This is a genomic window from Neorhizobium sp. BETTINA12A (genome assembly GCF_023006485.1).
Classification (GTDB): Bacteria; Pseudomonadota; Alphaproteobacteria; order Rhizobiales; family Rhizobiaceae; genus Neorhizobium.
Genome location: NZ_JALBGW010000080.1, coordinates 1 through 21,551 on the forward strand (window position 1 = coordinate 1; position 21,551 = coordinate 21,551).

23 protein-coding genes are annotated in these 21,551 nt (G+C 61.8%); 12 read left to right on the plus strand and 11 right to left on the minus strand.

What is annotated here, in order from left to right; genetic code table 11:
• Both MOV61_RS18510 and MOV61_RS18515 read left to right on the plus strand, forming a co-directional pair.
• On the plus strand, positions 1-380 hold a 380-nt coding region (locus tag MOV61_RS18510), incomplete at its 5' end, for a MarR family winged helix-turn-helix transcriptional regulator (RefSeq protein ID WP_247137623.1).
• Between the two features lies 1 nt (position 381).
• A complete protein-coding gene (locus MOV61_RS18515) occupies positions 382-1,578 on the plus strand; it encodes a multidrug effflux MFS transporter (RefSeq protein WP_408962400.1) in 1,197 nt (398 codons plus the stop codon).
• 54 nt (positions 1,579-1,632) lie between these two features.
• Here MOV61_RS18515 and MOV61_RS18520 read toward each other — a convergent pair whose 3' ends face one another.
• The gene (locus tag MOV61_RS18520) at positions 1,633-2,856 is read right to left on the minus strand and encodes an argininosuccinate synthase (protein ID WP_046637426.1); all 1,224 of its coding nucleotides are present in this window, start codon (positions 2,854-2,856) and stop codon (positions 1,633-1,635) included.
• On the opposite strand from MOV61_RS18520, the gene MOV61_RS18525 reads away from it, so the two are divergent.
• From MOV61_RS18525 to MOV61_RS18535, 3 genes are all read left to right on the plus strand, one after another.
• Entirely contained in the window at positions 2,855-3,121 is a 267-nt protein-coding gene (locus MOV61_RS18525; RefSeq protein ID WP_247137624.1) for a hypothetical protein, read from the plus strand. The two genes, MOV61_RS18520 and MOV61_RS18525, sit on opposite strands and share 2 nt — an antisense overlap.
• The gene (locus MOV61_RS18530) at positions 3,118-3,975 is read left to right on the plus strand and encodes an SDR family NAD(P)-dependent oxidoreductase (RefSeq protein ID WP_247137625.1); all 858 of its coding nucleotides are present in this window, start codon (positions 3,118-3,120) and stop codon (positions 3,973-3,975) included. The genes MOV61_RS18525 and MOV61_RS18530 overlap by 4 nt, the downstream gene beginning before the upstream one ends.
• A gap of 73 nt (positions 3,976-4,048) precedes the next feature.
• Complete coding sequence (locus tag MOV61_RS18535) at positions 4,049-4,690, plus strand: LysE family translocator (protein ID WP_247035605.1); 642 nt, start codon at positions 4,049-4,051, stop codon at positions 4,688-4,690.
• 30 nt (positions 4,691-4,720) lie between these two features.
• On the opposite strand, the gene rlmN is transcribed toward MOV61_RS18535, so the two are convergent.
• Entirely contained in the window at positions 4,721-5,959 is a 1,239-nt protein-coding gene (gene rlmN, locus MOV61_RS18540) for a 23S rRNA (adenine(2503)-C(2))-methyltransferase RlmN (protein WP_258718928.1), read from the minus strand.
• A 221-nt stretch (positions 5,960-6,180) separates the two neighbouring features.
• Entirely contained in the window at positions 6,181-6,822 is a 642-nt protein-coding gene (locus tag MOV61_RS18545) for an invasion associated locus B family protein (RefSeq protein WP_408962401.1), read from the minus strand.
• A 254-nt stretch (positions 6,823-7,076) separates the two neighbouring features.
• On the opposite strand from MOV61_RS18545, the gene MOV61_RS18550 reads away from it, so the two are divergent.
• Complete coding sequence (locus MOV61_RS18550; protein ID WP_038546608.1) at positions 7,077-7,640, plus strand: sigma-70 family RNA polymerase sigma factor; 564 nt, start codon at positions 7,077-7,079, stop codon at positions 7,638-7,640.
• A 12-nt stretch (positions 7,641-7,652) separates the two neighbouring features.
• Here MOV61_RS18550 and MOV61_RS18555 read toward each other — a convergent pair whose 3' ends face one another.
• The 4 genes from MOV61_RS18555 to MOV61_RS18570 form a co-directional block, all read right to left on the minus strand.
• Positions 7,653-8,051, minus strand: a complete 399-nt coding sequence (locus MOV61_RS18555; protein ID WP_038546611.1) for a YkvA family protein — start codon at positions 8,049-8,051, stop codon at positions 7,653-7,655.
• 56 nt (positions 8,052-8,107) lie between these two features.
• The gene (locus MOV61_RS18560) at positions 8,108-8,410 is read right to left on the minus strand and encodes a 4a-hydroxytetrahydrobiopterin dehydratase (protein WP_038546613.1); all 303 of its coding nucleotides are present in this window, start codon (positions 8,408-8,410) and stop codon (positions 8,108-8,110) included.
• 38 nt (positions 8,411-8,448) lie between these two features.
• Positions 8,449-9,039: an RNA 2',3'-cyclic phosphodiesterase gene (gene thpR, locus MOV61_RS18565; RefSeq protein WP_038546616.1), complete on the minus strand. Its 591-nt coding sequence runs from the start codon at positions 9,037-9,039 to the stop codon at positions 8,449-8,451.
• A 66-nt stretch (positions 9,040-9,105) separates the two neighbouring features.
• A complete protein-coding gene (locus tag MOV61_RS18570) occupies positions 9,106-9,756 on the minus strand; it encodes an arylesterase (protein WP_247137627.1) in 651 nt (216 codons plus the stop codon).
• A gap of 76 nt (positions 9,757-9,832) precedes the next feature.
• On the opposite strand from MOV61_RS18570, the gene MOV61_RS18575 reads away from it, so the two are divergent.
• The 4 genes from MOV61_RS18575 to MOV61_RS18590 all read left to right on the plus strand — a co-directional run bounded on the left by MOV61_RS18575 (position 9,833) and on the right by MOV61_RS18590 (position 14,767).
• Positions 9,833-10,546: an ABC transporter ATP-binding protein gene (locus MOV61_RS18575; protein ID WP_247137628.1), complete on the plus strand. Its 714-nt coding sequence runs from the start codon at positions 9,833-9,835 to the stop codon at positions 10,544-10,546.
• Entirely contained in the window at positions 10,543-13,086 is a 2,544-nt protein-coding gene (locus MOV61_RS18580) for an ABC transporter permease (RefSeq protein WP_247137629.1), read from the plus strand. The genes MOV61_RS18575 and MOV61_RS18580 overlap by 4 nt, the downstream gene beginning before the upstream one ends.
• A gap of 234 nt (positions 13,087-13,320) precedes the next feature.
• Entirely contained in the window at positions 13,321-14,103 is a 783-nt protein-coding gene (locus MOV61_RS18585; protein WP_247137630.1) for a Bax inhibitor-1/YccA family protein, read from the plus strand.
• Between the two features lie 106 nt (positions 14,104-14,209).
• Complete coding sequence (locus MOV61_RS18590; RefSeq protein ID WP_247137631.1) at positions 14,210-14,767, plus strand: GNAT family N-acetyltransferase; 558 nt, start codon at positions 14,210-14,212, stop codon at positions 14,765-14,767.
• Positions 14,768-14,776: 9 nt separating this feature from the next.
• Here the strand turns inward: MOV61_RS18590 and MOV61_RS18595 are convergent, their stop codons facing one another.
• The 4 genes from MOV61_RS18595 to acnA form a co-directional block, all read right to left on the minus strand.
• Entirely contained in the window at positions 14,777-15,166 is a 390-nt protein-coding gene (locus MOV61_RS18595; protein WP_038549783.1) for a DUF2794 domain-containing protein, read from the minus strand.
• Between the two features lie 292 nt (positions 15,167-15,458).
• The gene (locus MOV61_RS18600) at positions 15,459-16,208 is read right to left on the minus strand and encodes a thioredoxin family protein (protein WP_247137632.1); all 750 of its coding nucleotides are present in this window, start codon (positions 16,206-16,208) and stop codon (positions 15,459-15,461) included.
• A 194-nt stretch (positions 16,209-16,402) separates the two neighbouring features.
• Positions 16,403-17,140, minus strand: coding sequence for a sulfite exporter TauE/SafE family protein (locus tag MOV61_RS18605; RefSeq protein WP_038546634.1), 738 nt, complete (start codon positions 17,138-17,140; stop codon positions 16,403-16,405).
• Between the two features lie 117 nt (positions 17,141-17,257).
• Positions 17,258-19,951, minus strand: coding sequence for an aconitate hydratase AcnA (acnA, locus tag MOV61_RS18610; protein WP_247137633.1), 2,694 nt, complete (start codon positions 19,949-19,951; stop codon positions 17,258-17,260).
• 270 nt (positions 19,952-20,221) lie between these two features.
• Between acnA and ccmA the strand changes: the two genes are divergently transcribed.
• Both ccmA and ccmB read left to right on the plus strand, forming a co-directional pair.
• Entirely contained in the window at positions 20,222-20,866 is a 645-nt protein-coding gene (gene ccmA / locus MOV61_RS18615; RefSeq protein WP_038549785.1) for a heme ABC exporter ATP-binding protein CcmA, read from the plus strand.
• 229 nt (positions 20,867-21,095) lie between these two features.
• A partial coding sequence (ccmB, locus tag MOV61_RS18620; protein WP_247137634.1) for a heme exporter protein CcmB occupies positions 21,096-21,551 on the plus strand: 456 nt, incomplete at its 3' end.

Below are 21,551 nucleotides of genomic sequence, written 5' to 3' on the forward strand. Positions count from 1 at the left end.
GACTGACGCCCGGCGAGGCGCGGGCGCTCCTGAACATCGCGACCGTCGACGGCAGCCGCCAGCTCGACATCGCTGCCCGCATGGGCGTCGAGCCGATGACGCTCTGCGCCTATCTGGACAAGCTGGAGGCGCTCGGACTGGTCGAAAGGCAGCAATGCTCCGCCGACCGGCGCGTCAAGCGGATCAATCTCACCAAGACCTCCGACGAGATGATCGGCTCGATCCGCCACGAACTGAACGCCATCCTTGCTCAGGCGACCGAAGGCTTGAGCGAGGAAAACAGCCGCATCCTGCGCGAGGCATTGGCCGCGTTCAACGCCAACCTCCAGGCCGTAGCCCCCTCCGTCATGCTCCAGACCGCATTCGATGAAAGCCGATAACATGCCGCCTGTCCCCGCTCGGATGAGCGAGCGCCGAACCACGATCATCGGCGCGCTCCTGACGGCGATCGGACCGATCTCGATGGCGATCTACACGCCGGCCATGCCGGAACTGGTGCATGCCTTCTCGACCACGGAGGCAGCGATCAAGATGTCGCTGTCGCTCTATTTTGCCGGGTTCGCGCTGGCGCAGCTGGTTGCCGGCCCCGTCTCCGACGCCTTCGGTCGCAAGACCGCCTCGCTGAGTTTTCTTCTGATCTATCTGGCCGGTTCTCTGCTTGCCGCCTTTGCTCCCACGGTCGAATGGGTGCTCGCCGGCCGCCTGATCCAGGGTATCGGCGCTTCGGTCGGCATCACCGTGTCGCGCGCCATTGTCCGCGACCAGTTCAACGGCGGCGACGCTGCCCGGATCATCAACACGATGGGCATCATCCTGGCGATCGGGCCGTCTCTCGGCCCGACGGTCGGCGGCCTCGCCCTGGCCGCGTTCGGCTGGCGATCGGTATTCCTGCTGATGGTCGGCTTCGGCGCCCTGCTGGTCTTCCTGTCGACCGTCTGCCTGAAGGAAACCACGGTGCCCGATCGCAGTCGGCTGAAGCCGCTGCGGCTCGTCCAGGCCTATGCGGAAATCATCGCCTTGCCGCGCTTCCTGTTTACCGCGGTCGTTCTCGCCGGCGCTGTGGGCTCCATGTACGCCCAGGCGGCCGTGCTGCCGTTCATCCTGATCGAGAAGGTCGGGCTGACGCCGATCCAGTTCGGCATGAGCATGCTGATGCAATCCGGTTTCTTCCTGATGGGTTCGGTCTGCCTCCGCGTCATCTCGAGATGGTTGCCGGCCGAACGCGCGCCCCTTGTCGGACTGATTTTCAGCGGCAGCGGTGGCCTCCTCATGGCCCTTTCGATCCACTACCTGCCGCCATCCTTTCTGTCGGTCATGGTGCCGGTCGCCATGTGCGCCTTCGGGATCGCCTTCGTATCGCCCTACATGACCGCAGCGGGCCTCATCCCCTTCCCGCATATTGCCGGGTCGGCGTCCGCGATGATGGGCTTCATCCAGATGGGCGCCGGCTTCGTGGGCGGCGTTGCCGCCGCCTCGATCGGCTCGCCGCTGCCGGCCTTCGGCATCGTCATTCCCGCCATGCACCTGATCGCCGTGCTCGGTTACATCGGCTTCCGGATCGCCAGCCGCAAGGCATGAAAAAACCCGCCTCCCTTTCGGGCAGGCGGGCTTCGGTGATCGGATTATCGGGATTTACTTGCCGAGATTACGCTTGGCGAGGGTGCGCAGGCGCAGCGCATTGAGCTTGATGAAACCGGCAGCATCCTTCTGGTCGTAGGCGCCCTGGTCGTCCTCGAAGGTGACCAGCTTGTCGGAATAGAGCGACTTTTCGCTCTCGCGGCCGATCACCATGACATTGCCCTTGTAGAGCTTCAGCGTCACTTCGCCTTCCACATGCTCCTGGCTCTTGTCGATCAGCGCCTGCAGCATTTCGCGCTCCGGCGAGAACCAGAAGCCGTAATAGATGAGCTCCGCGTAACGCGGCATGATGTCATCCTTGAGATGCGCGGCACCACGGTCCAGCGTGATCGACTCGATCGCACGGTGGGCGGCCAGCAGGATCGTGCCGCCGGGGGTCTCGTAGACGCCGCGCGACTTCATACCGACATAGCGGTTCTCGACAAGGTCGAGACGGCCGATGCCGTTGTCGCGGCCGTAATTGTTGAGCGCGGCAAGAAGGGTCGCCGGCGACATGGCGACACCGTTGATGGAAACCGCATCGCCCTTCTTAAAGCCGACCTTGATGACGGTCGCCTTGTCCGGAGCAGCTTCCGGCGAAATGGTGCGCATGTGCACGTATTCGGGAGCCTCAACGGCCGGGTCTTCGAGAACCTTGCCTTCGGACGACGAGTGCAGAAGGTTGGCGTCGACGGAGAACGGTGCCTCGCCCATCTTGTCCTTGGCGACCGGAATCTGGTTTTCCTCGGCGAATTTCAGAAGATCGGTGCGGCTCTTGAAAGCCCAGTCACGCCACGGCGCGATGACCTTGATGTCCGGGTTCAGCGCATAGGCCGAGAGCTCGAAACGGACCTGGTCGTTGCCCTTGCCGGTGGCGCCATGGGCGATCGCATCGGCACCGGTCTTTTTGGCGATCTCGATCAGGTGCTTGGAGATCAGCGGGCGGGCGATCGAGGTGCCGAGCAGGTAGACGCCTTCATAGACGGCATTGGCGCGGAACATCGGGAAGACGAAATCGCGCACGAACTCTTCGCGCACGTCCTCGATATAGATCTCCTTGATGCCGAGCATCTCGGCCTTCTTGCGGGCCGGCTCCAGTTCCTCGCCCTGACCGAGATCGGCGGTGAAGGTCACCACCTCGGCGTTCAGTTCGGTCTGCAGCCATTTCAGGATGATCGAGGTGTCGAGGCCGCCGGAATAAGCGAGAACGACCTTCTTTACGTCTTTCGGGAGTGCCATGTCGATTTACGTCCGTCTGCGGGTGGAAGCGGTTGTTGAAACTGCCAAGTCAGGATTTGCGGCACTTTTAGCGAGTTTCCTGAGGCACGCAAGAAAAACCCGGCAAAGCCGATCAGAGATGACGGTCGAGGTTCATTCGCTGATGCAGGACGCGGATGACGACGCCCTTACTTGTGACGCCCTTGTCATGTTGACAGGTTTTGATGAGGGTACCATATCCCGCCCGACCTTTGAACAGCAGCGCCCTAGAGGAGATCTGCCATGACCATCACTCATCCCGCTCTGAAAAAGGACAATGTCGCCGTGATTACCGGGGCCGCATCCGGTATCGGCCTTGCGGCGGCGAAGGAATTTGCCCGGATGGGCCTTTCCGTCGTCCTTGCCGATCTGGAGGGCGACAAGCTTGCGGAAGCAGCCCACGAGGTCGCGGCCCTTGCCGAAGACGGTGAGGCGGATGTCGCCGCCATCGGCACCGACGTTTCGAAGCCGGATGAGATCGAGGCGCTGGAACGCGCCGTCATCCAGCGTTTCGGCCGGGTGCATGTGCTGATGAACAATGCCGGCATCGGCCCGGGGAGCTCGATATTCGGGCCGCAGGTCAACTGGGACAGCATTTTCGCCGTCAATCTCCTCGGCGTCGTCAACGGCACGCGGACGTTCGGCCCGGCCATGATCGCCCATGGCGAGCCGTCGCTGATCATCAATACCGGCTCGAAACAGGGGATCACGACACCGCCCGGCAATCCCGCCTACAATGTCGCCAAAGCCGGCGTGAAGACGTTCACCGAGGCGTTGCAGCACGAGCTTCGCAATACGCCGAACTGCCAGGTGTCGGCGCATCTGCTCATCCCGGGCTTCGTGTTTACCGGCCTGACCAAAGGCGACCGCATCGAGAAACCCGCCGGCGCCTGGACGCCGGAAGAGACGGTCGGGTTCATGCTGGTGAGCCTGGAGCGCGGTGATTTCTATATTCTCTGCCCAGACAACGACGTGGACCGGGCGACAGACGAACGCCGCATGGCCTGGGCGATCGGCGACATCATCGAAAACCGTCCACCGCTGTCGCGCTGGCATCCGGACTTTGCGGATGCATCAAAGGAATTCATCTCCAAGCGCTGAGCGCCTGATTGGCATAGCTGCGAAAGCCGGGTAAATGGAGCCATCCTTTACCCGGCTATTCGAGCGTGCGCCCATGGATTTCCTGCCAAGCCTTGCCACCCTCCTCGCCTTCACGGCGGCCGGCCTGCTTCTGGCGCTGACGCCCGGGCCGGACATGACGCTGTCGATCAGCCGCGCGCTTGGCCAGGGCCGGCGACCCGCGCTGTTCGTGGTGCTCGGCACCAGCCTCGGCGTCGTCTGCCATACGCTGCTGGTCGCGTTCGGCATCTCGGCGCTGATCACCGCGTCGCCGACCGCCTTCTTCATCCTCAAGACCGGCGGCGCCGCCTATCTGCTCTGGCTGGCGATCCAGGCAATCCGCTTCGGCTCAAAACTGTCGGTGGAGAAGGTCGACCAGCCCAAGGCGAGCGCACTTTCCAACATTTCGACGGGCTTCTGGGTGAACCTCTTGAATCCCAAGGTCATCATCTTCTTCATGACCTTCCTGCCGCAATTCGTCACCGCCGGCGATCCGGACGTCACGAGCAAGCTGATTTTCTTAGGGGTCTATTTCATCGTCATCGGCATGCCGGTCAACGTGATCGTCGTCCTTGCCGCCGACCGCCTGGCCAACTGGCTGCAGGCCAACCCGAAGGTCCTGCGCGGCATCGACTGCACCTTTGCCGGCGTCTTCTCGATCTTCGCGGCCAAGATTTTCTTCACCCAGGCTCGATAACAGAAAGGCCGGCAGAGCCGGCTTCGTTATTCAATCGTCCTCGCCGTGCCCGGCGATCATCATCGCCTCGAAGGCGAGGCGGTCGGTCTTGCGCATCCGCTCCGATTCCGATTTCAGCTGGCCGCAGGCGGCGAGGATGTCGCGGCCGCGGGGGGTGCGGATCGGCGAGGCGTAACCCGCCTGGTTGATGAAATCGGCGAATTTCTCGATCTGCGCCCATTCCGAACACTGGTAGTTGGTGCCCGGCCAGGGATTGAACGGGATCAGGTTGATCTTGGCCGGAACGCCCTTCAGGAGCTGGATCAGCGCCTTGGCGTCCTCCAGGCTGTCGTTGACGTCCTTCAGCATCACATATTCGAAGGTGATGCGGCGGGCGTTCGAAAGACCGGGATAATTGCGGCAAGCCTCGATCAGTTCCTTCAGCGGATATTTCTTGTTGATCGGCACCAGCATGTCGCGCAGATCGTCGCGCACCGCATGCAGCGAGATCGCCAGCATCACGCCGATCTCGTCGCCGGTCCGGAAGATTTCCGGCACCACGCCGGAGGTCGACAGCGTGACGCGCCGCTTCGACAGCGACAGCCCGTCGCCGTCGGTCGCGATCAACAGCGCCGTCTTGACGCTTTCGAAATTGTAGAGCGGCTCGCCCATGCCCATCATCACCACGTTGGTGACCTTACGGTCGCCGGTCGGCACATAGGCGCCGGGCGGCGTGTCGGTGCCCGGAAAATCACCCAACCGGTCACGGGCCAGCAGCAACTGCGACAGGATTTCCTCGGCGGTCAGGTTGCGCACAAGCTTCTGGGTGCCGGTGTGACAGAAGGAACAGGTCAGCGTGCAGCCGACCTGGCTCGAGATGCAGAGCGTGCCGCGGCCTTCTTCCGGAATGTAGACGGTCTCGACTTCGACCGGACGGCCGGCGCCGCGCGGCGGAAAGCGCAACAGCCATTTGCGGGTGCCGTCATTGGAAACCTGTTCCTCGACGATCTCAGGACGCGCGATGGTGAAATGCGCCTTCAGCATCTCGCGCATGTCCTTGGCGACATTGGTCATCGCGTCGAAATCGGAGACGCCGCGGATATAGAGCCAGTGCCAGAGCTGGCTGACGCGCATGCGCACCTGCTTTTCCGATACGCCCTTTCCCTTCAGCGCCTGCGCCATGTCCTCGCGCGAAAGCCCGATCAGCGACGGCTTGGTGCCGAAGAGATCCGGATTGGCGACGAGCGGCTTCTTGATGGCGAGCGGCGCCAGAGCCTCTGAGACTGACATTCTTCTATCCCGTTCGAACACATGCAGCTTTCCCACGATCGATCAGCGGGAAAGTCAGGGCATGTTGGATGCGTGAAACCTGTATCGGCCCATTGGGCACATGTGCCGGACCTTCGTTGGGGCGGGCTTTATCATCAAATAGCCGCCGCGTCACTATTCTTCAAGAAATGCAAAAGGCCGGTCCTGCGACCGGCCTTCTAACTCTTGCCGTGCAGGGACGCCTACTTGCAGGTTTCGATCTGCTTCAGCGCCGCCGCGATGCCCTGCAGCGAATAGGCATAGGAGGTCTTGGTGCCGCGGCCGGAAACGGCGCTGACGCTCATGTTGTGACCTGTCTTCATCGCCGCGACGAGCGCCGGCTCCTCGGCGGCGTTCTCGACCCAGGCCGCCTTGTCCTTGGTGAACATCGTGAAGTTCTTCTTGTCGATCGTCACCGTCACCTTGGAATTCGGCTGCAGGACATATCCAACCATTGCCTGCGGTTCGTAGGAAATGTTCTGGCCGGGCCGCTGCGAGACGATAAAGAAGATATCGCCGTGATCGACGCTGGCCGGTTCCTTGGTGGTCGGCACCGAAAGCACGTAGCAGACGTTGCTGGCGCCCGACTTGTAGGAATAGGCGCCCCACGCCTTGAATTGCTGGATGCGGGTGGGACCTGCGGCGGCCGGTGCCGGCGCCTGGGCCTGTTGGGGCTTGGCCGGGGCGGTAGCCTTCGACGCCTGAGCCGATGCCAGGCCGGCGCTTGCAGCCAAGATTGCCAATGCGGTTGCGATTGTTCTTACAGACATGGTCTCCTGCCGGTTTTGTTCGTTCAACGGCCCGAGCGGGCAAGCCTTGCCAGGCATGATCCTGATTCGGTGCATTTTGACTTGATCCTGGTTACCAAACCGTCAACCAGACTATTAGAATCTTCTGAATCTCCTGCCTGGGCGCGTAGGTGCGTGGAGATAGCACTCCCCGCCATGCCTCCAAAGAGCCAACCAGCAGAATTTCCATGCGTTTCGTCAATCAGTGACACAAGGATTGGGGCAAGAGTTTGTCCTTTTCCTAACTCTCACAATGACATTAGAATGGTCGAATATGACGCGAATCTCATCGGAAACTGTGCGCAGCGTAAATGGATGTAGACGAAAGAGACCACTTCGCCGGCTTGGTAAGGGCAGTGGCCGATGAGCGCGATCAGGCAGCTTTTACCGTGCTGTTCGATTATTACGCGCCGCGTCTGAAATCCTGGCTGTTGAAACGGTCGATGCGGCCCGACGATGCGGAGGAACTCGTCCAGGAGGTGATGGCCGTTCTCTGGCACCGCGCCGGCCTCTACGATCCGACGCGATCCTCCCTGTCCACCTGGCTTTTTCGCATCGCCCGCAACCGTCGCATCGATGCGGAACGGCGGGCGAGGCACAAGTATCTGGATGTCTACGAACCCCTGTTCTTCGTGACCGAGGCGCCGGGCGCCGATACGATTTTCGAAGGCGAGGAACGGGATGCGCAGGTGCGTGCAGCCCTTGCCGATATCCCCGGCGAACAGATGGAAATGGTGCGGGCGGCCTTCTTCCTCGGCCAGTCCCATTCGGAAATCGCCTCGTCCACGGGCGTGCCGCTCGGGACGGTGAAGTCGCGAATCCGGCTTGCATTCGAGCGCTTGCGAAGAGTTCTCGACGATCCTTCGGGGGATTGACGCCCCGTGAGACTATTTGCCGCGCACGCCCTCGGCGATGTCCGGATTGTCCGCCAGCGCCAGATCGGCAGCCTCGTAATGGCGGTCGGCGATATGGCCCTGGATCATCCGGAAAGCTGCTGCGAGCACGGCGACATCGTCGGTGAAGCCGACAAGGACGAACATGTCCGGCACGAAATCGATCGGCATCACGAAATAGGCGAGCGCTGCAAGCAGCACGCCCCGGACGCGGGTCGGAGTCCGCCGGTCGATCGCACAGTAATAGGCGGCGATCAGGTCGCGGCTGAACGGTACCTGCCGGACGGCCCGCTTCAGAGTCGGCCAGAACTTAGTCCGCACCTGCCGCTCGCGGCGGCCTTGTGTATCCTCGTCACCCGGCAGCAGAATTTCGCCGATCTTCACGTCGTCCATGGTCGCTCCGTTCGCTCAACGTGTGCCCACCCAATATGGGCTCTGGACCATGAAGTTCAATTGCGGCGCGAGGATGCCTTGTCCATCGCCCGGGCAAGCTTGAAGTCGATGTCGGTCAGGCCTTTGGTCGCGTGGGTGGTCAGCAGCACGTCGACCCGCGAATAGACGTTCGACCATTCCGGGTGATGGTTGAGCTTCTCGGCGGACAGCGCGCATTCGGCCATGAAACCGAAGGCCTCGATGAAGGTCTTGAACTTGAAGCTCCTGAAGATCGCGTCGCCTTCCGGCTTCAGCTCCCAGCCATCGAGCGTCGCGAGTTCACGCACGACGGCAGCCGCATCCAGCTTTTCGTAGTTCATCGTCCAACCTTCCTTCGGACTAAAGGGGCGCCTTCCGGTTAAAGGAGGCTCTTCGCCGGCTCCATGTCGCCGGCATAGGCAGTGCCGTAGCTTGCCTCCTGCAGCGGGAAGATTTCCTCCGTCAGATACGGTCCGCCTCCGACCGACTCCTTCGACGACAGCAGCACGAAACGGGGGACGGTGAAGGGTGCCGTGTGGAAATTGCCGCGGCCGGCAAGATAGTGAACCACGTCGTCCAGGCGGCAGTTCTTGAGCCGTGCGAGCGTCACATGCGGCGTGAACTTGCGGGGATCCGGCGGCAGACCGATACGCTGGCAGATCCGTTCGATCTCCGCCTGCAGCGCGTAGATTTCCGGCGAGGGTGAAACGCCGGCCCAGATGGAATGCGGTTTCTTCGATCCGAACGAGCCGATCCCGGTCAGCGTCGCCTGAAATTCCGGTCGGTCGATGCGGTCCAGCCGGTCGACGATCTCGTCGGCGGTGCGGCCGTCGACATCGCCGATAAAGCGTAGAGTGATGTGATAATTCTCCACGTCGATCCACCGGGCACCGGGGATCCCGCCGCGCAGGAGAGACAGGCTCATCGCTACATTGCGCGGAACTTCGAGGGCGGTGAAAAGTCTCGGCATAGGGACCTCCTCGAATCTTTTGCAGATGCAAACAGCGAATCATGCAACGGAGTTCCGCGCAAGCTGTTATTTTCCCTTATCCTTAATAGCCCCCAGGAAGCTTTTGACAGGTTCCATGGTCTTTTCGACCATCACCGCGACCCCTTTGGTGTTCGGATGCATGCCGTCCGAGAGCTGCAGGGTGGAAATGGTCGCGACTCCATCCAGGAAGAATGGATAGAGCGGCACCGCGTATTTCTCCGCCAGCCGCTTGTAGATCGGATTGAACTTTTCGGCATAATCGCCGCCCATGTTCGGCGGCGCCAGGATGCCGACCAGGAACACCGGGATCTTCCGTTCCTTCAGCCGTGCCAGGATCGCATCGAGGTTCTTTTCCGACTGCTCGGGGGAGATACCGCGCAGCGCATCGTTGGCGCCGAGTTCGAGGATCACGCCGTCAGTGCCGTCGGGCACCGACCAGTCGATGCGCGAAAGCCCTCCTGCTGTCGTATCGCCCGAAACGCCCGCATTGGTGACCACGACATTCTGCCCATCGGCCTTCAGCGCCGCCTCGAGCTGCGCCGTATAGGATTCGGAAGGCGCAAGCTGGTAACCCGCCATCAGGCTGTCGCCGAAACCGACGAGCTGGATCGCCCTGTCCTGCGCAGCGGCCGGCAATGCGGCCAGCGCCAGCGCGGACATGACGATGAAGTGAAGCAAGCTTGCTTTAAAACTCAAGATCCGTCTCCTAGATTGAGCGCTACCGCAACGCGGTGTTCGGGTTACGCTTCACGCCTATATAGGACGGTTCGATTTGACTAAAACCATCATCACGCTGAAGAAAGCCGATCTGACGCTCGGCAGCGCGGCGGCCTCGGTGCATGTGCTGAAGCAGATCGACCTGGAAATCCGTGCAGGCGAAGCCGTGGGCATCGTCGGGCCTTCGGGCTCGGGAAAATCGACGCTGCTGATGGTTCTGGCCGGCCTCGAACGCCTTGACAGTGGCGAGATCGTCATCAACGACGCACCCCTTCACGCCCTTTCCGAAGACAGGCTTGCCGATTTCCGCGGCCGCAATATCGGCATCGTTTTCCAGTCCTTCCACCTGATCGCCAACATGACGGCGCTCGAAAACGTCGCCGTGCCGCTCGAACTCGCCAATGTGAAGGACGCCTTCGAAATCGCCCGGCGGGAGCTCACAGCCGTTGGCCTCGGCGAGCGGCTGAGCCACTACCCAGGCCAGCTTTCCGGCGGCGAGCAGCAGCGCGTGGCGATTGCCCGCGCCCTTGCCCCCTCGCCCTCCGTGCTGATCGCCGACGAACCGACCGGCAATCTCGACACCGAGACCGGCCGACAGATCGCCGACCTCTTATTTTCGAAACAGGCCGAGCGCGGCATGACCATGCTGCTCGTCACCCATGACAACGCGCTTGCCGCCCGCTGCTCCCGCCAGATCCGCGTCCGCTCCGGCGAGATCGTCGGCGACAGCGCCACCGCCCACCTGTCCGTCCAGGCGGTCTCCGCATGAGGTCGGCCTTTCCGCGCCTTTCGATTTCCTTTCGCCTGGCGCTACGCGAAATGCGTGGCGGCCTGGCCGGCTTTTACATCTTCCTCGCCTGTATCGCGCTCGGCACCGGGGCGATCGCAGCCGTCAATTCGGTATCGCGCGCCATCACCGGCGCCATCGCCTCACAGGGACAGGAGATCCTTGCCGGCGACATCCGTTTCGAACTGAACAACCGCGAAGCCACCGACCAGGAAAGCGTGTTCCTGGCGAGCCTCGGCAAGGTCTCCCTGTCCACCAGCCTGCGCTCCATGGCCCGCAAGCCTGACGGTTCCGAACAGGCGCTGGTCGAGGTCAAGGCGGTCGACGACGCCTATCCGCTCTATGGCAGCTTTGGCGCTGAACCGGCGGCACCGCTTCCTGACCTGCTTGGCAAGCAGGGAGAGACGTTTGGTGCTCTTGCAGCCCCGCTGCTGTTGGAACGCCTCGGCCTCAAGGACGGCGATCAGCTTCTGCTCGGCAATGCCAGGCTGACATTGCGCGGCACGATCACCGCCGAGCCCGACGCGCTTTCCGACGGTTTCGGCTTTGCGCCCCGCCTGATCGTCAGCCGCGAAGCGCTCACCGCTTCGGGCCTGATCACCACCGGTAGCCTCGTCGAACATGCCTATAAGATCCGGCTCAACGATCCGGCGACCCGTTCGACGCTGACCACCCGCGCCAATCGCGAATTCCCGAGTGCCGGTTGGTCCATCCGCACCAGCGACCGCGCTGCCCCCTCGCTCACCGAAAACGTCGACCGCTTCTCGCAATTCCTGACGCTGGTCGGCCTGACCGCCTTGATCGTCGGCGGCGTCGGCGTCGCCAATGCCGTGCGCGCCTTCCTCGATGCCAAGCGCACCACCATCGCCACCTTCAAGTGCCTGGGCGCACCGGCCTCGGTGGTGACGATGATCTATCTCATCCAGATCATGCTGCTTGCAGTGGTCGGCATCCTGATCGGTCTCGTCATCGGCGCCATCTCGCCCTTCGTGGCGCTGCAGTTCCTCGAAGGCGTGCTGCCGGTTCCGAAGGAAGTCACCTTCTACCCCTCGGCGCTGGCGCTTGCCGCGCTGTTCGGCATCCTGATCACCTTCGCATTCGCAGTCCTGCCGCTCGGCCATGCCCGCGAAGTGCCTGCGACCGCCCTTTTCCGCGAACAGAGTTTCGACAATACCCGCCTTCCCTCCTGGCCCTATCTTCTGGCCGCCGGCCTGGCACTCGCCGCCCTGGCGGCGCTTGCGATCGTCTCGGCGGAAGAACGTTTCATCGCCTCCGTTTTCCTGGCCGCCGTCGCCGGTGCCTTCGTGCTCTTGCGCCTTGTCGCGGCCCTCATCGCCGCCCTTGCGAAAAGAAGTCCGCGGGTCAATTCGCCGGCGCTGCGGCTGGCGATCGGCAACATCCACCGGCCGGGCGCACTGACGCCCTCGGTCGTGCTGTCGCTCGGCCTCGGCCTTGCCTTGCTTGTGACGCTCGCCCTGATCGACGGCAACATGCGCCGCCAGCTGACCGGCAGCATTGCGCAGCAAGCGCCGAATTTCTTCTTCGTCGATATCCAGGGATCGGAGCGCGAAGGCTTCGTCAACATCCTGAAACAACAGGCGCCGGAGGGTACGATCACCCAGGTGCCGATGCTGCGCGGAAGAATCCTCGCCTTCAACGGCCAGGACGTCACCCAGATGAGCGTGCCGCCGGCCGGCCGCTGGGTACTGCGCGGCGACCGCGGCATCACCTATGAGGAGAAGCTTCCTTCCAACTCGGCGCTCACCGCCGGGCAATGGTGGGGTGCCGACTACACCGGCGAGCCGCTGGTGTCCTTCTCGACCGAAGAGGCCGGCGAACTTGGCCTGAAGATCGGCGATACCGTCACCGTCAACGTGCTCGGCCGCAATATCACCGCCCGCATCGCCAATTTCCGCAAGGTTCAGTGGGAATCGCTATCGATCAATTTCGTGATGATCTTCTCGCCCAATACCTTCCGCGGCGCGCCGCATGCCTGGCTCGCGACGTTGAGCGATCCCAAGGCCACCGCCCAGCAGGAAGCCTCGATCCTGCGCGCCGTCACCAACGCCTATCCGACCATCACCAGCGTCCGGGTAAAGGATGCGATCGACATCGTCGACCAGCTCGTCGGCCAGCTTGCCACCGCTATCCGGGCCGCTGCCGCCGTTGCGCTGATCGCCTCGGTGCTGGTGCTTGCCGGTGCGCTCGCCGCCGGCAACCGGGCCCGCACCCATGACGCCGTTATCCTGAAGACGCTCGGTGGCACGCGCGGCATGCTGATGCGCGCCTTCAGCTACGAATATATGATCCTGGGTGCTGCGACCGCGCTCTTTGCGCTCGTCGCCGGTGGCCTCTCCGCCTGGTTCGTGGTCAGCCGCATCATGCGGCTTCAATCGGTCTTCCTGCCCGATGTGGCGGTGCTGACGCTCGCCGTTTCGCTGGTACTGACGGTCGGAATAGGCCTTGCCGGCACCTGGCGCATATTAGGGCAGAAAGCCGCACCTGTGCTGCGCGAGCTCTAATTCTCTCAGAGGTAGTATTTCGTGTTAACTCACGGATCAAATTCCCGTCAGAACATCCCATAGGTTGCTAAATAGCGCCTATGGCTTGCGTTTTTCGCTTGGCGCACCTCTTGTATGTGAAGCGATCTCGCATCATATTTATGCGCAGGCTTGCTGGAGCTCCGCAGCGGCGCCTGGGTCCGTGAAAAAGGGGGCCCGACACCGTGAATAATTCCGGAGCTTAAAGAGGAAACAATGGCTGACTTTAACAACTACCAGACCCGGGCGGCGCAGGGTCGCGCCCAGTCCGGCGCGATGATCGATGAAGGCCTGCGCGCCTACATGCTCAAGGTCTACAACCTGATGGCTGTCGGCTTGGCTATCACCGGTATCGCCGCTTATGGTATCTCGGCCCTCGCAACGACGACGGATGCAGCTGCAGCTGTCGCCCGGCTTCCGAACGGCATCCTGCTGACCAGCCTTGGCGCTGCGATCTACGGTTCGCCGCTTCGCTGGGTCGTCATGCTCGCACCGCTCGCGGTGGTGTTCTTCCTGAGCTTCCGCGTTCATAAGATGAGCGTCAGCGCTGCTCAGAGCACCTTCTGGGGCTATGCGGCCCTGATGGGTCTGTCGCTGTCGTCGATCTTCCTGGTCTACACGGCCCAGAGCATCGTTCAGACGTTCTTCATCACTGCTGCCTCCTTCGGCGCCCTGTCGCTTTACGGCTACACGACGAAGAGAAGCCTGTCGGGCATGGGCTCGTTCCTGATCATGGGTCTTTTCGGCCTGATCATCGCCTCGATCGTCAACATCTTCCTGCATTCCGCCCCTCTCGCTTGGGCGATCTCGGTCATCGGCGTTCTGATCTTCGCGGGCCTCACCGCCTACGATACGCAGAAGATCAAGGAAATGTACTTTGACGGCGACGACGTCGCGGTTGCTGGCCGCAAGGCCATCATGGGCGCTCTGACCCTTTACCTCGACTTCATCAACCTCTTCACGTTCCTCCTCCAGTTCCTGGGCAACCGGAACAACTAATCTCGAGGAATTCGAACAGGAAAAGGCGGCCTCCGGGTCGCCTTTTTTGTTGCCCGGCTTCGCGTTGCGGCATAGGCTTGGCTATTCCTTTCAACGGCCTGCCTCCATGACATTCCATCTCCGCGACGCCTCCCCCGCCGATCTTCCGACCATCACCGAGATCTATCGCGACAGCGTGCTGAACGGCACCGCAAGCTACGAGATTTTACCCCCGGACCAGGCTGAGATGACGGCTCGCTTCGAGGCAATTCGTACCAAGGGGTATCCCTATATCGCGGCGGAACAGGAAGACGGCACGCTACTCGGCTACGCCTACGCATCGGCCTTCCGGACCCGCCCCGCCTATCGCTGGCTGGTCGAGGATTCGATTTACCTGGCACCGGAAGCGCGCGGCAAGGGCGTCGGCAAGGCGCTGCTCAAGGAATTGCTGGTGCGCTGCGAGGCGCTTGGTTTCCGCCAGATGGTCGCCGTCATCGGTGGTGCGAGCCAGGCGTCCGTGGCGCTCCATCGCGGCCTCGGCTTCGAACTGACCGGCACCCTGAAGGGCACCGGCTTCAAACACGGAAAATGGCAGGATACCGTGCTGATGCAGGCAGCCCTCGGCGAAGGCAACGAAACCGATCCGGATCCTCGCGTCTATCCGGGCTCGCTGTTTACCGAATAGCGATTAGCGTCAGTCGATCAGTTTCAGCACCTTGTCGAACACCTTGAGCACCTGCGGCAGCTCATGGCCGCGCTTCATGATCAGCCCGTGGGTGTTCGTCACGGAATAGGCGCCCTGCTTGGCGGCAAGCTTCGGGTTCTTCTCGATTCGGAACAGCGGCGTCTCGCCCGAGCGCTTGAAAATGGAGAACACCGCCCGATCCTTGAGGTGATCGATGGCATAGTCCTTCCATTCTCCCTCGCCGACCATGCGGCCGTAAATCCTCAGGATCGCGTCGAGTTCGCGCCGGTGGAAGGTGACCGGTGCAGGATCGAGATTCTGCCTATATTCACTGAGATCGACGACGACGGCTGTGTCCCGGGATCTCTGGCCCCCCGGCAAATCCGGCTGATCTGTCATCAAGACTCCCAAATCGTCAAATGTCAGAGACATGACAGTTTGCCCGAGAGGCTGCAAAAATCAACCCCGGCAATTTCGCGGGGAGCGAACCGCACGATTTTATTGTTGCCCCATTTCGAACAAAAGAGTGCCCGATTTCGAAGCGAAATTGACGATGTTGGTTGGCGCCGTTTTCAGCGCCATATGGCCCGGTCTGGTGCATTGACCCTTACCCCCAGCCCCCCAATGTTATTGGATCGGGCCGCCAACAAGAATTCTCATACAATCAGCCAGTCCTGAACCGCGCCTGCGGTCAATAGTTCTTGCGACCTACCATCAATACCGTCGCGCCGAGAATGGCTGCCGGTTCGCCGCCCGGACCGGAGGTCTGCAGCAGGATCGCGCAACCGTCCTTCTTGGACTTGCCCATCAGCTTGCCCGGCAGGGTCAGCTTCATACTCTGGCCGTTCCACGTGCCGACCGACTGGACGTCATAGACTGCGTGCCAATATTCCATGTTCTTGCCGCTGTTTTCACCCTTGGTGACATCCACCTGCTGGCGTTTGGTGAAATAGGCGACGACAACGTCTGCCTGTCCCTTGCCGCCGCCGATCTCGATCTCGATCTCGTCGCCGCGCATCGCAGCGGTCACCGGAACGTCGAGCCCCTTGCCGTTCTGGCCGAGCACCTTCACCTTGTCGTTGATGACCGTGAGGTCCGTGCCCTTGACATGATCGCGGCCGTTGATGACGGCCTGCGGAGTATAGACGCCGGTTCGTCCGAACGTCTTGGCATAACCATATTGCCGCTCGGTATTCTCCTTGGAGCTCAGTGTATCGGTCCAGCCGAGATAGTTCCAGTAATCGACGTGGTAGGAGAGCACGACCATGTCGCCCTGCGCCACCAGCTCGCCCAGCGCGGCGTCGGCCGGCGGGCAGGAAGAACACCCTTGAGAGGTGAAAAGCTCGATCACGCCCTTCGGCGCTCTCACCTCTCCCGCCAATGCAGCGCCCGCATAAAACAGGCCCGCAACAAGGAGTACGGAGCGAAAACGAAAGGGCATGGGTGGCGGACCTTTTTATCAGGGCAACTGTTATCCACGATTGCTCGCGGCGATCAAGGCCGAATGCACTGGATGGCGGAAAGTAACCACCGGGCACCTTCAAGAGAAAGTCACGAAGGGGTGAAGACCGGATAATTGATCGGTTCCCGAATGCGTTTCGTTGGGCGCCAAACTTGGCGAAAAATACGCTGAGGTCAAATCAGTTTAAGCAAGCCCTGAGTAAAATAAACGGCACCCACGCCGGTGACGACCCAGCGCGTCCAGGCGCGGAAATTCTGGTCGGTCATTTTCTGCAGGATGCCATTGCCGACATGCGCGCCGAGGATGGCGATCGGCGCGGCGAGCAGGATCGAAATCCAGTCGGAGGCTGGCAGGCCGGAAGCCGCGTTCCAATAGAAGGCGACCTTCGTGAGATGCGAAAGCGTCTGGATCGACGCCTTGGTGGCGATGATCTTGCGGCGGTCCATCTGGGTGCGGATGAAGAAGATATCGACCGTCGGCCCCGCGACGCCGACGCTGATCGTCAGTGCGCCGGAAAACAGCCCGCAGATGAAAGCATGCAGCGGCTTTGACGCATCGAGCTGCAGTCGCTTGACGGGCAGCCAAACCAGGATCGGCATCAGCCCCACTCCGATCAGCACGACGACCAGGTCCGGCGCGTAATTGACCGAGAACAGCACCGCCGCCGAAACGGCGACGCCGAGGCAGAGGATGCCGAGGATACGGTAGTCGATATAGGCGCGGGAAAACCAGGCGCGCGATCCGTTCGACACCATCTGGATGATGCCGTGGAAGGCGATCGCAGTACCGACGGGATAAAGGAAAAGCAGCACCCAGAGCAGGATCAACCCGCCCGCCATGCCGAAAATTCCCGAAAGCAACGATGTCAGGAAAACGGTGACGGCCATTCCGGTGAGGATGACGACGGTCAAGGGATAGGCACCTTAAGGGGCAGAACGACGCCCCTTTGCAAACTTGGGGGAAGCATCGGCTATCGTGAAGGAAATCCGCCGGAGTTTTTCGCTCCGGCGGATGCTTGGCTTTGTCGCTTAGGCTGCGAGGTCGCGCAGAACGGTCTGCAGGATGCCGCCATTGTTCATGTAGATGACCTCGTCGAGCGTATCGATGCGGCAGAGGATGTTGATTTCCTTCACCGTGCCGTCGCCGTAGGTGATCTTGGCGGTCTTCCATTCGCGCGGCTTGATGTCGCCTTCGAGACCGAGAATCTCGACAGTCTCGTCGCCCTTGAGGTCGAGGCTGGCCCAGGTCGTGCCCTCTTCGAAGACGAAAGGAACGACGCCCATGCCGACCAGGTTCGAGCGGTGGATACGCTCGAAGGACTGGGCGATGACCGCCTTGACGCCGAGCAGGTTGGTGCCCTTTGCGGCCCAGTCGCGCGACGAACCGTTACCGTATTCGACGCCGGCGAAGATGACGAGCGGAACGCCCTCCGCCTTGTACTGCATGGCCGCGTCGTAGATCGACATCTCTTCCTTGGACGGATAGTGGAAGGTGTAGCCGCCTTCCTTGCCGTTCGGGCCGAGCATGTAATTGCGGATGCGGATGTTGGCGAACGTGCCGCGCATCATCACTTCATGGTTGCCGCGGCGTGTGCCGTACTGGTTGAAGTCGGCAACGCCGACGCCATGGCCCGTAAGGTACGCACCGGCCGGTGAAGCAGCCTTGATCGAACCGGCAGGCGAGATGTGGTCGGTGGTGATCTTGTCGCCGAAGAGACCGAGGACGCGGGCGCCCTTGATGTTCTTGAGGCCCGAACCGGTCTTGCCCATGCCGACGAAATAGGGCGGGTTCTGCACATAGGTCGAATCGTCGTCCCAGGCATAGGTCTGACCCGGAGGAACCTTGACCGCCTGCCAGTTCTCGTCGCCCTTGAACACGTCCGCATACTTGGTTTCGTAGAGTTCGCGGGTGACGTATTTCAGGATGAATTCCTGGACTTCCTTCGAGGTCGGCCAGATGTCCTTGAGGAAGACCGGGTTGCCGTTCTGGTCTTCGCCGAGCGGCTCGGAGGTCAGGTCCTTCTGGACCGACCCGGCGAGCGCATAAGCAACGACGAGCGGCGGCGAAGCGAGGTAGTTCGCCTGGACGTCCGGCGAGATGCGACCTTCGAAGTTGCGGTTGCCCGAGAGCACGCCGGCGGCGATCAGGCCCTTGTCGTTGATCGTCTTCGAGATCGGTCCCGGCAGCGGGCCGGAATTACCGATGCAGGTGGTGCAGCCGAAGCCGACCAGGTTAAAGCCGAGCTTGTCGAGATCGGCCTGCAGGCCGGACTTGGCAAGGTATTCGCCGACGACCTGGGATCCCGGTGCAAGCGAGGTCTTGACCCACGGCTTGGACTTCAGGCCCTTGGCAACCGCGTTGCGGGCGAGAAGGCCGGCAGCGATCAGCACCGACGGGTTGGAGGTGTTGGTGCAGGACGTGATCGCGGCAATCGCCACGTCGCCATGGCCGAGATCGAAATCCGTGCCTTCGACAGGGTAGCGATTGTCGAGCTGGCCGGGCTTCTTGTATTCGGTATCGAGCGAACCGGCGAAACCGGATGCGATCTTGTCGAGCGAGATGCGGCCTTCCGGACGCTTCGGGCCGGCCATCGACGGCACGACGTCACCGAGATCGAGTTCGAGCGTATCGGTGAACACCAGGTCGGAACCGTCGCCTTCGCGCCACATGCCCTGGACCTTGGAATAGGCCTCGACCAGTGCGATCCGCTCGAGCGTGCGACCGGACATCGTCAGGTAGTTGATGGTTTCGCCATCGACGGGGAAGAAGCCGCAGGTCGCGCCGTATTCCGGACCCATGTTGCCGATCGTCGCACGGTCGGCGAGCGGCATGTTATCCATGCCCGGACCGAAGAATTCGACGAACTTGGAAACAACGCCCTTCTTGCGCAGCATCTGCACGACGGTCAGCACGAGGTCGGTCGCCGTGACGCCTTCCTTGAGCTTGCCGGTGAGCTTGAAGCCGATGACTTCAGGCAAAAGCATCGAGACCGGCTGGCCGAGCATCGAGGCTTCCGCTTCGATGCCGCCGACACCCCAGCCAAGAACGCCGAGGCCGTTGATCATCGTGGTGTGAGAGTCCGTGCCAACGCAGGTGTCCGGATAGGCGATCGTTTCGCCATCCTCTTCCTTGGTCCATACCGTCTGGCCGAGATATTCCAGGTTTACCTGGTGACAGATGCCGGTGCCCGGAGGAACGACGCGGAAATTCTTGAATGCCTGCTGGCCCCACTTCAGGAAGCGGTAACGTTCGCCGTTGCGCTCGTATTCGAGCTCGACGTTCTTGGCAAACGCGGTCGGCGTGCCGAATTCGTCGACGATAACCGAGTGGTCGATGACGAGATCGACCGGAACCAGCGGGTTGATCTTTTCCGGATCGCCGCCGAGCGACACCATCGCGTCGCGCATCGCGGCAAGATCGACCACGGCGGGAACGCCGGTGAAGTCCTGCATCAGCACGCGGGCCGGACGGTAGGCGATTTCCGCTTCCGTCAGACCCTTGTTGTTCAGCCATTCGGCAACGGTGAGGATTTGTTCCTTGGTGACGGACTGGCCGTCTTCAAAGCGGAGCAGGTTTTCGAGCAGCACCTTCATGGAGAAGGGCAGCTTCGAAACACCGGCCAGGCCGTTCTGTTCGGCCTTGGGAAGGCTGTAGTAAACGTAATCCTTACCGCCTACGGTAAGGACGGAGCGACAATTGAAACTGTCGAGAGACTTAGCCACGGAAAAAACCCCGCTGATTAAAGAGCCAACACGCGCGTGCGGACGCCTATGCACTTCATGCACATCAGGATGCGGGTACGACCATTTCCGCTGTCCGCACGAGAAGATTTTTTGGGATCTTCAGGTTCGGCGGAAGATTGAAATCACGCCGGCCGCTGGCGTGGTTGCAGTGCTTATAGATAATTTCTAAGAAGGGTTCCAGACGCTTGGCGCCCATTCCGAATAAATTTTCGGATCGCGATGATTAAAATCTTAATGAAGGTCTCCAGCATGCGGCTTTTGGCCGAAAACTTGAGCGCAAGACGCGGCGAAGACCTGATTTTCACGGATATCTCCTTTGACCTCGGAGCCGGCGAAAGCCTCGTCCTGACCGGCCGCAACGGATCGGGGAAATCGACGCTGCTGCGCGTCGTGGCCGGATTGCTGCATCCGGAAACCGGCCGCGTCGCCTGGATTTCGGACAAAGCCGAATCGGGGATGCGCGCCGCCGAGGCCTGCCACTATCTCGGCCACCGCAACGCGATGAAGGCGGAACTGACGGTCTTTGAGAATCTCTCCTTCTGGAAGGAGTTTTTTGGCGACGTGAATGGCGGCGAGAGCATCTCTCCGGCCGAGGCCGCCGGGACCGTCGGCCTTGACGGCATCATCCACCTGCCCTTCGGTTATCTCTCCGCCGGCCAGCAGCGCCGCATGGCGTTTGCCAAGCTGCTCGTCGCTTATCGCCCGGTCTGGATCCTCGATGAGCCGACGGCGGCGCTGGATGTCAGTGCGGAGGGGGTGTTTACCGAGTTGATCAAGGCGCATCTCGCGACCGGTGGCATTGTGCTGGCCGCGACCCACCAGCCCCTTGGACTTGAGAATACAAAGGAACTGAAGATGACGGGGTTTGCAGGCGTGGCGGAGGGGAGATGGTGAACGCCCTGCCCCGCATTACCCCCCTCTGCCCTGCCGGGCATCTCCCCCTCAAGGAGGGAGATCGGCAAGACGTCGGACCTTCGCCAAACGTTGGACATTTTGGAATTGGCGCCCGCAGACTGAAACTCGACTTTGGGGCAAAGCGGCAGCTCCATCCGATCTCCCCCCTTGAGGGGGAGATGCCCGGCAGGGCAGAGGGGGGTAAGCCCCAAACGCAAGGCCTCCCACTATGACCGCCCTCCTCCTCCGCGACCTCAAACTCTCGGTCCGTGCCGGCGGTGGAGCGCTGATCGGCGTCCTCTTTTTCATGACCGTCGTCGCCGTCATCCCCTTCGGCGTCGGCCCCGATCTCAACCTTCTCTCCCGCATCGGCCCCGCGATCGTCTGGATCGGCGCGCTGCTCTCGGCCCTGCTCGGCCTCGACCGCCTGTTCCAGACCGAGCGCGAGGACGGGTCGCTCGACCTGCTGCTGATGCAGGAGCACCCGCTGGTGCTGACCGTGCTCGTCAAATGCCTCGCCCACTGGCTCGGCAACGGCCTGCCGCTGGCGATCGCATCGCCGCTGCTCGGCCTGTTCATGAACATGGACGAGGTGGCGATCGGCGCCACCATGCTGACGCTCCTGGTCGGCACGCCGGCGCTGACTTTCATCGGCGCGGTCGGCGCCGCGGTCGCGGTGGCCCTG

Coding starts and splice junctions, on each gene's coding strand:
- MOV61_RS18520 (WP_046637426.1), bottom strand. CDS start 2,856: ATGGCACTCCCGAAAGACGTAAAGAAGGTCGTTCTCGCTTATTCCGGC.
- MOV61_RS18555 (WP_038546611.1), bottom strand. CDS start 8,051: ATGGACGACGTGAAGATCGGCGAAATTCTGCTGCCGGGTGACGAGGAT.
- MOV61_RS18545 (WP_408962401.1), bottom strand. CDS start 6,822: ATGCACCGAATCAGGATCATGCCTGGCAAGGCTTGCCCGCTCGGGCCG.
- MOV61_RS18580 (WP_247137629.1), top strand. CDS start 10,543: ATGAGGTCGGCCTTTCCGCGCCTTTCGATTTCCTTTCGCCTGGCGCTA.
- MOV61_RS18525 (WP_247137624.1), top strand. CDS start 2,855: ATGTCGATTTACGTCCGTCTGCGGGTGGAAGCGGTTGTTGAAACTGCC.
- MOV61_RS18515 (WP_408962400.1), top strand. CDS start 382: ATGCCGCCTGTCCCCGCTCGGATGAGCGAGCGCCGAACCACGATCATC.
- MOV61_RS18590 (WP_247137631.1), top strand. CDS start 14,210: ATGACATTCCATCTCCGCGACGCCTCCCCCGCCGATCTTCCGACCATC.
- MOV61_RS18595 (WP_038549783.1), bottom strand. CDS start 15,166: ATGACAGATCAGCCGGATTTGCCGGGGGGCCAGAGATCCCGGGACACA.
- MOV61_RS18535 (WP_247035605.1), top strand. CDS start 4,049: ATGGATTTCCTGCCAAGCCTTGCCACCCTCCTCGCCTTCACGGCGGCC.
- MOV61_RS18600 (WP_247137632.1), bottom strand. CDS start 16,208: ATGCCCTTTCGTTTTCGCTCCGTACTCCTTGTTGCGGGCCTGTTTTAT.
- ccmA (WP_038549785.1), top strand. CDS start 20,222: ATGCGGCTTTTGGCCGAAAACTTGAGCGCAAGACGCGGCGAAGACCTG.
- rlmN (WP_258718928.1), bottom strand. CDS start 5,959: ATGTCAGTCTCAGAGGCTCTGGCGCCGCTCGCCATCAAGAAGCCGCTC.
- MOV61_RS18550 (WP_038546608.1), top strand. CDS start 7,077: ATGGATGTAGACGAAAGAGACCACTTCGCCGGCTTGGTAAGGGCAGTG.
- MOV61_RS18560 (WP_038546613.1), bottom strand. CDS start 8,410: ATGAACTACGAAAAGCTGGATGCGGCTGCCGTCGTGCGTGAACTCGCG.
- MOV61_RS18585 (WP_247137630.1), top strand. CDS start 13,321: ATGGCTGACTTTAACAACTACCAGACCCGGGCGGCGCAGGGTCGCGCC.
- MOV61_RS18530 (WP_247137625.1), top strand. CDS start 3,118: ATGACCATCACTCATCCCGCTCTGAAAAAGGACAATGTCGCCGTGATT.
- thpR (WP_038546616.1), bottom strand. CDS start 9,039: ATGCCGAGACTTTTCACCGCCCTCGAAGTTCCGCGCAATGTAGCGATG.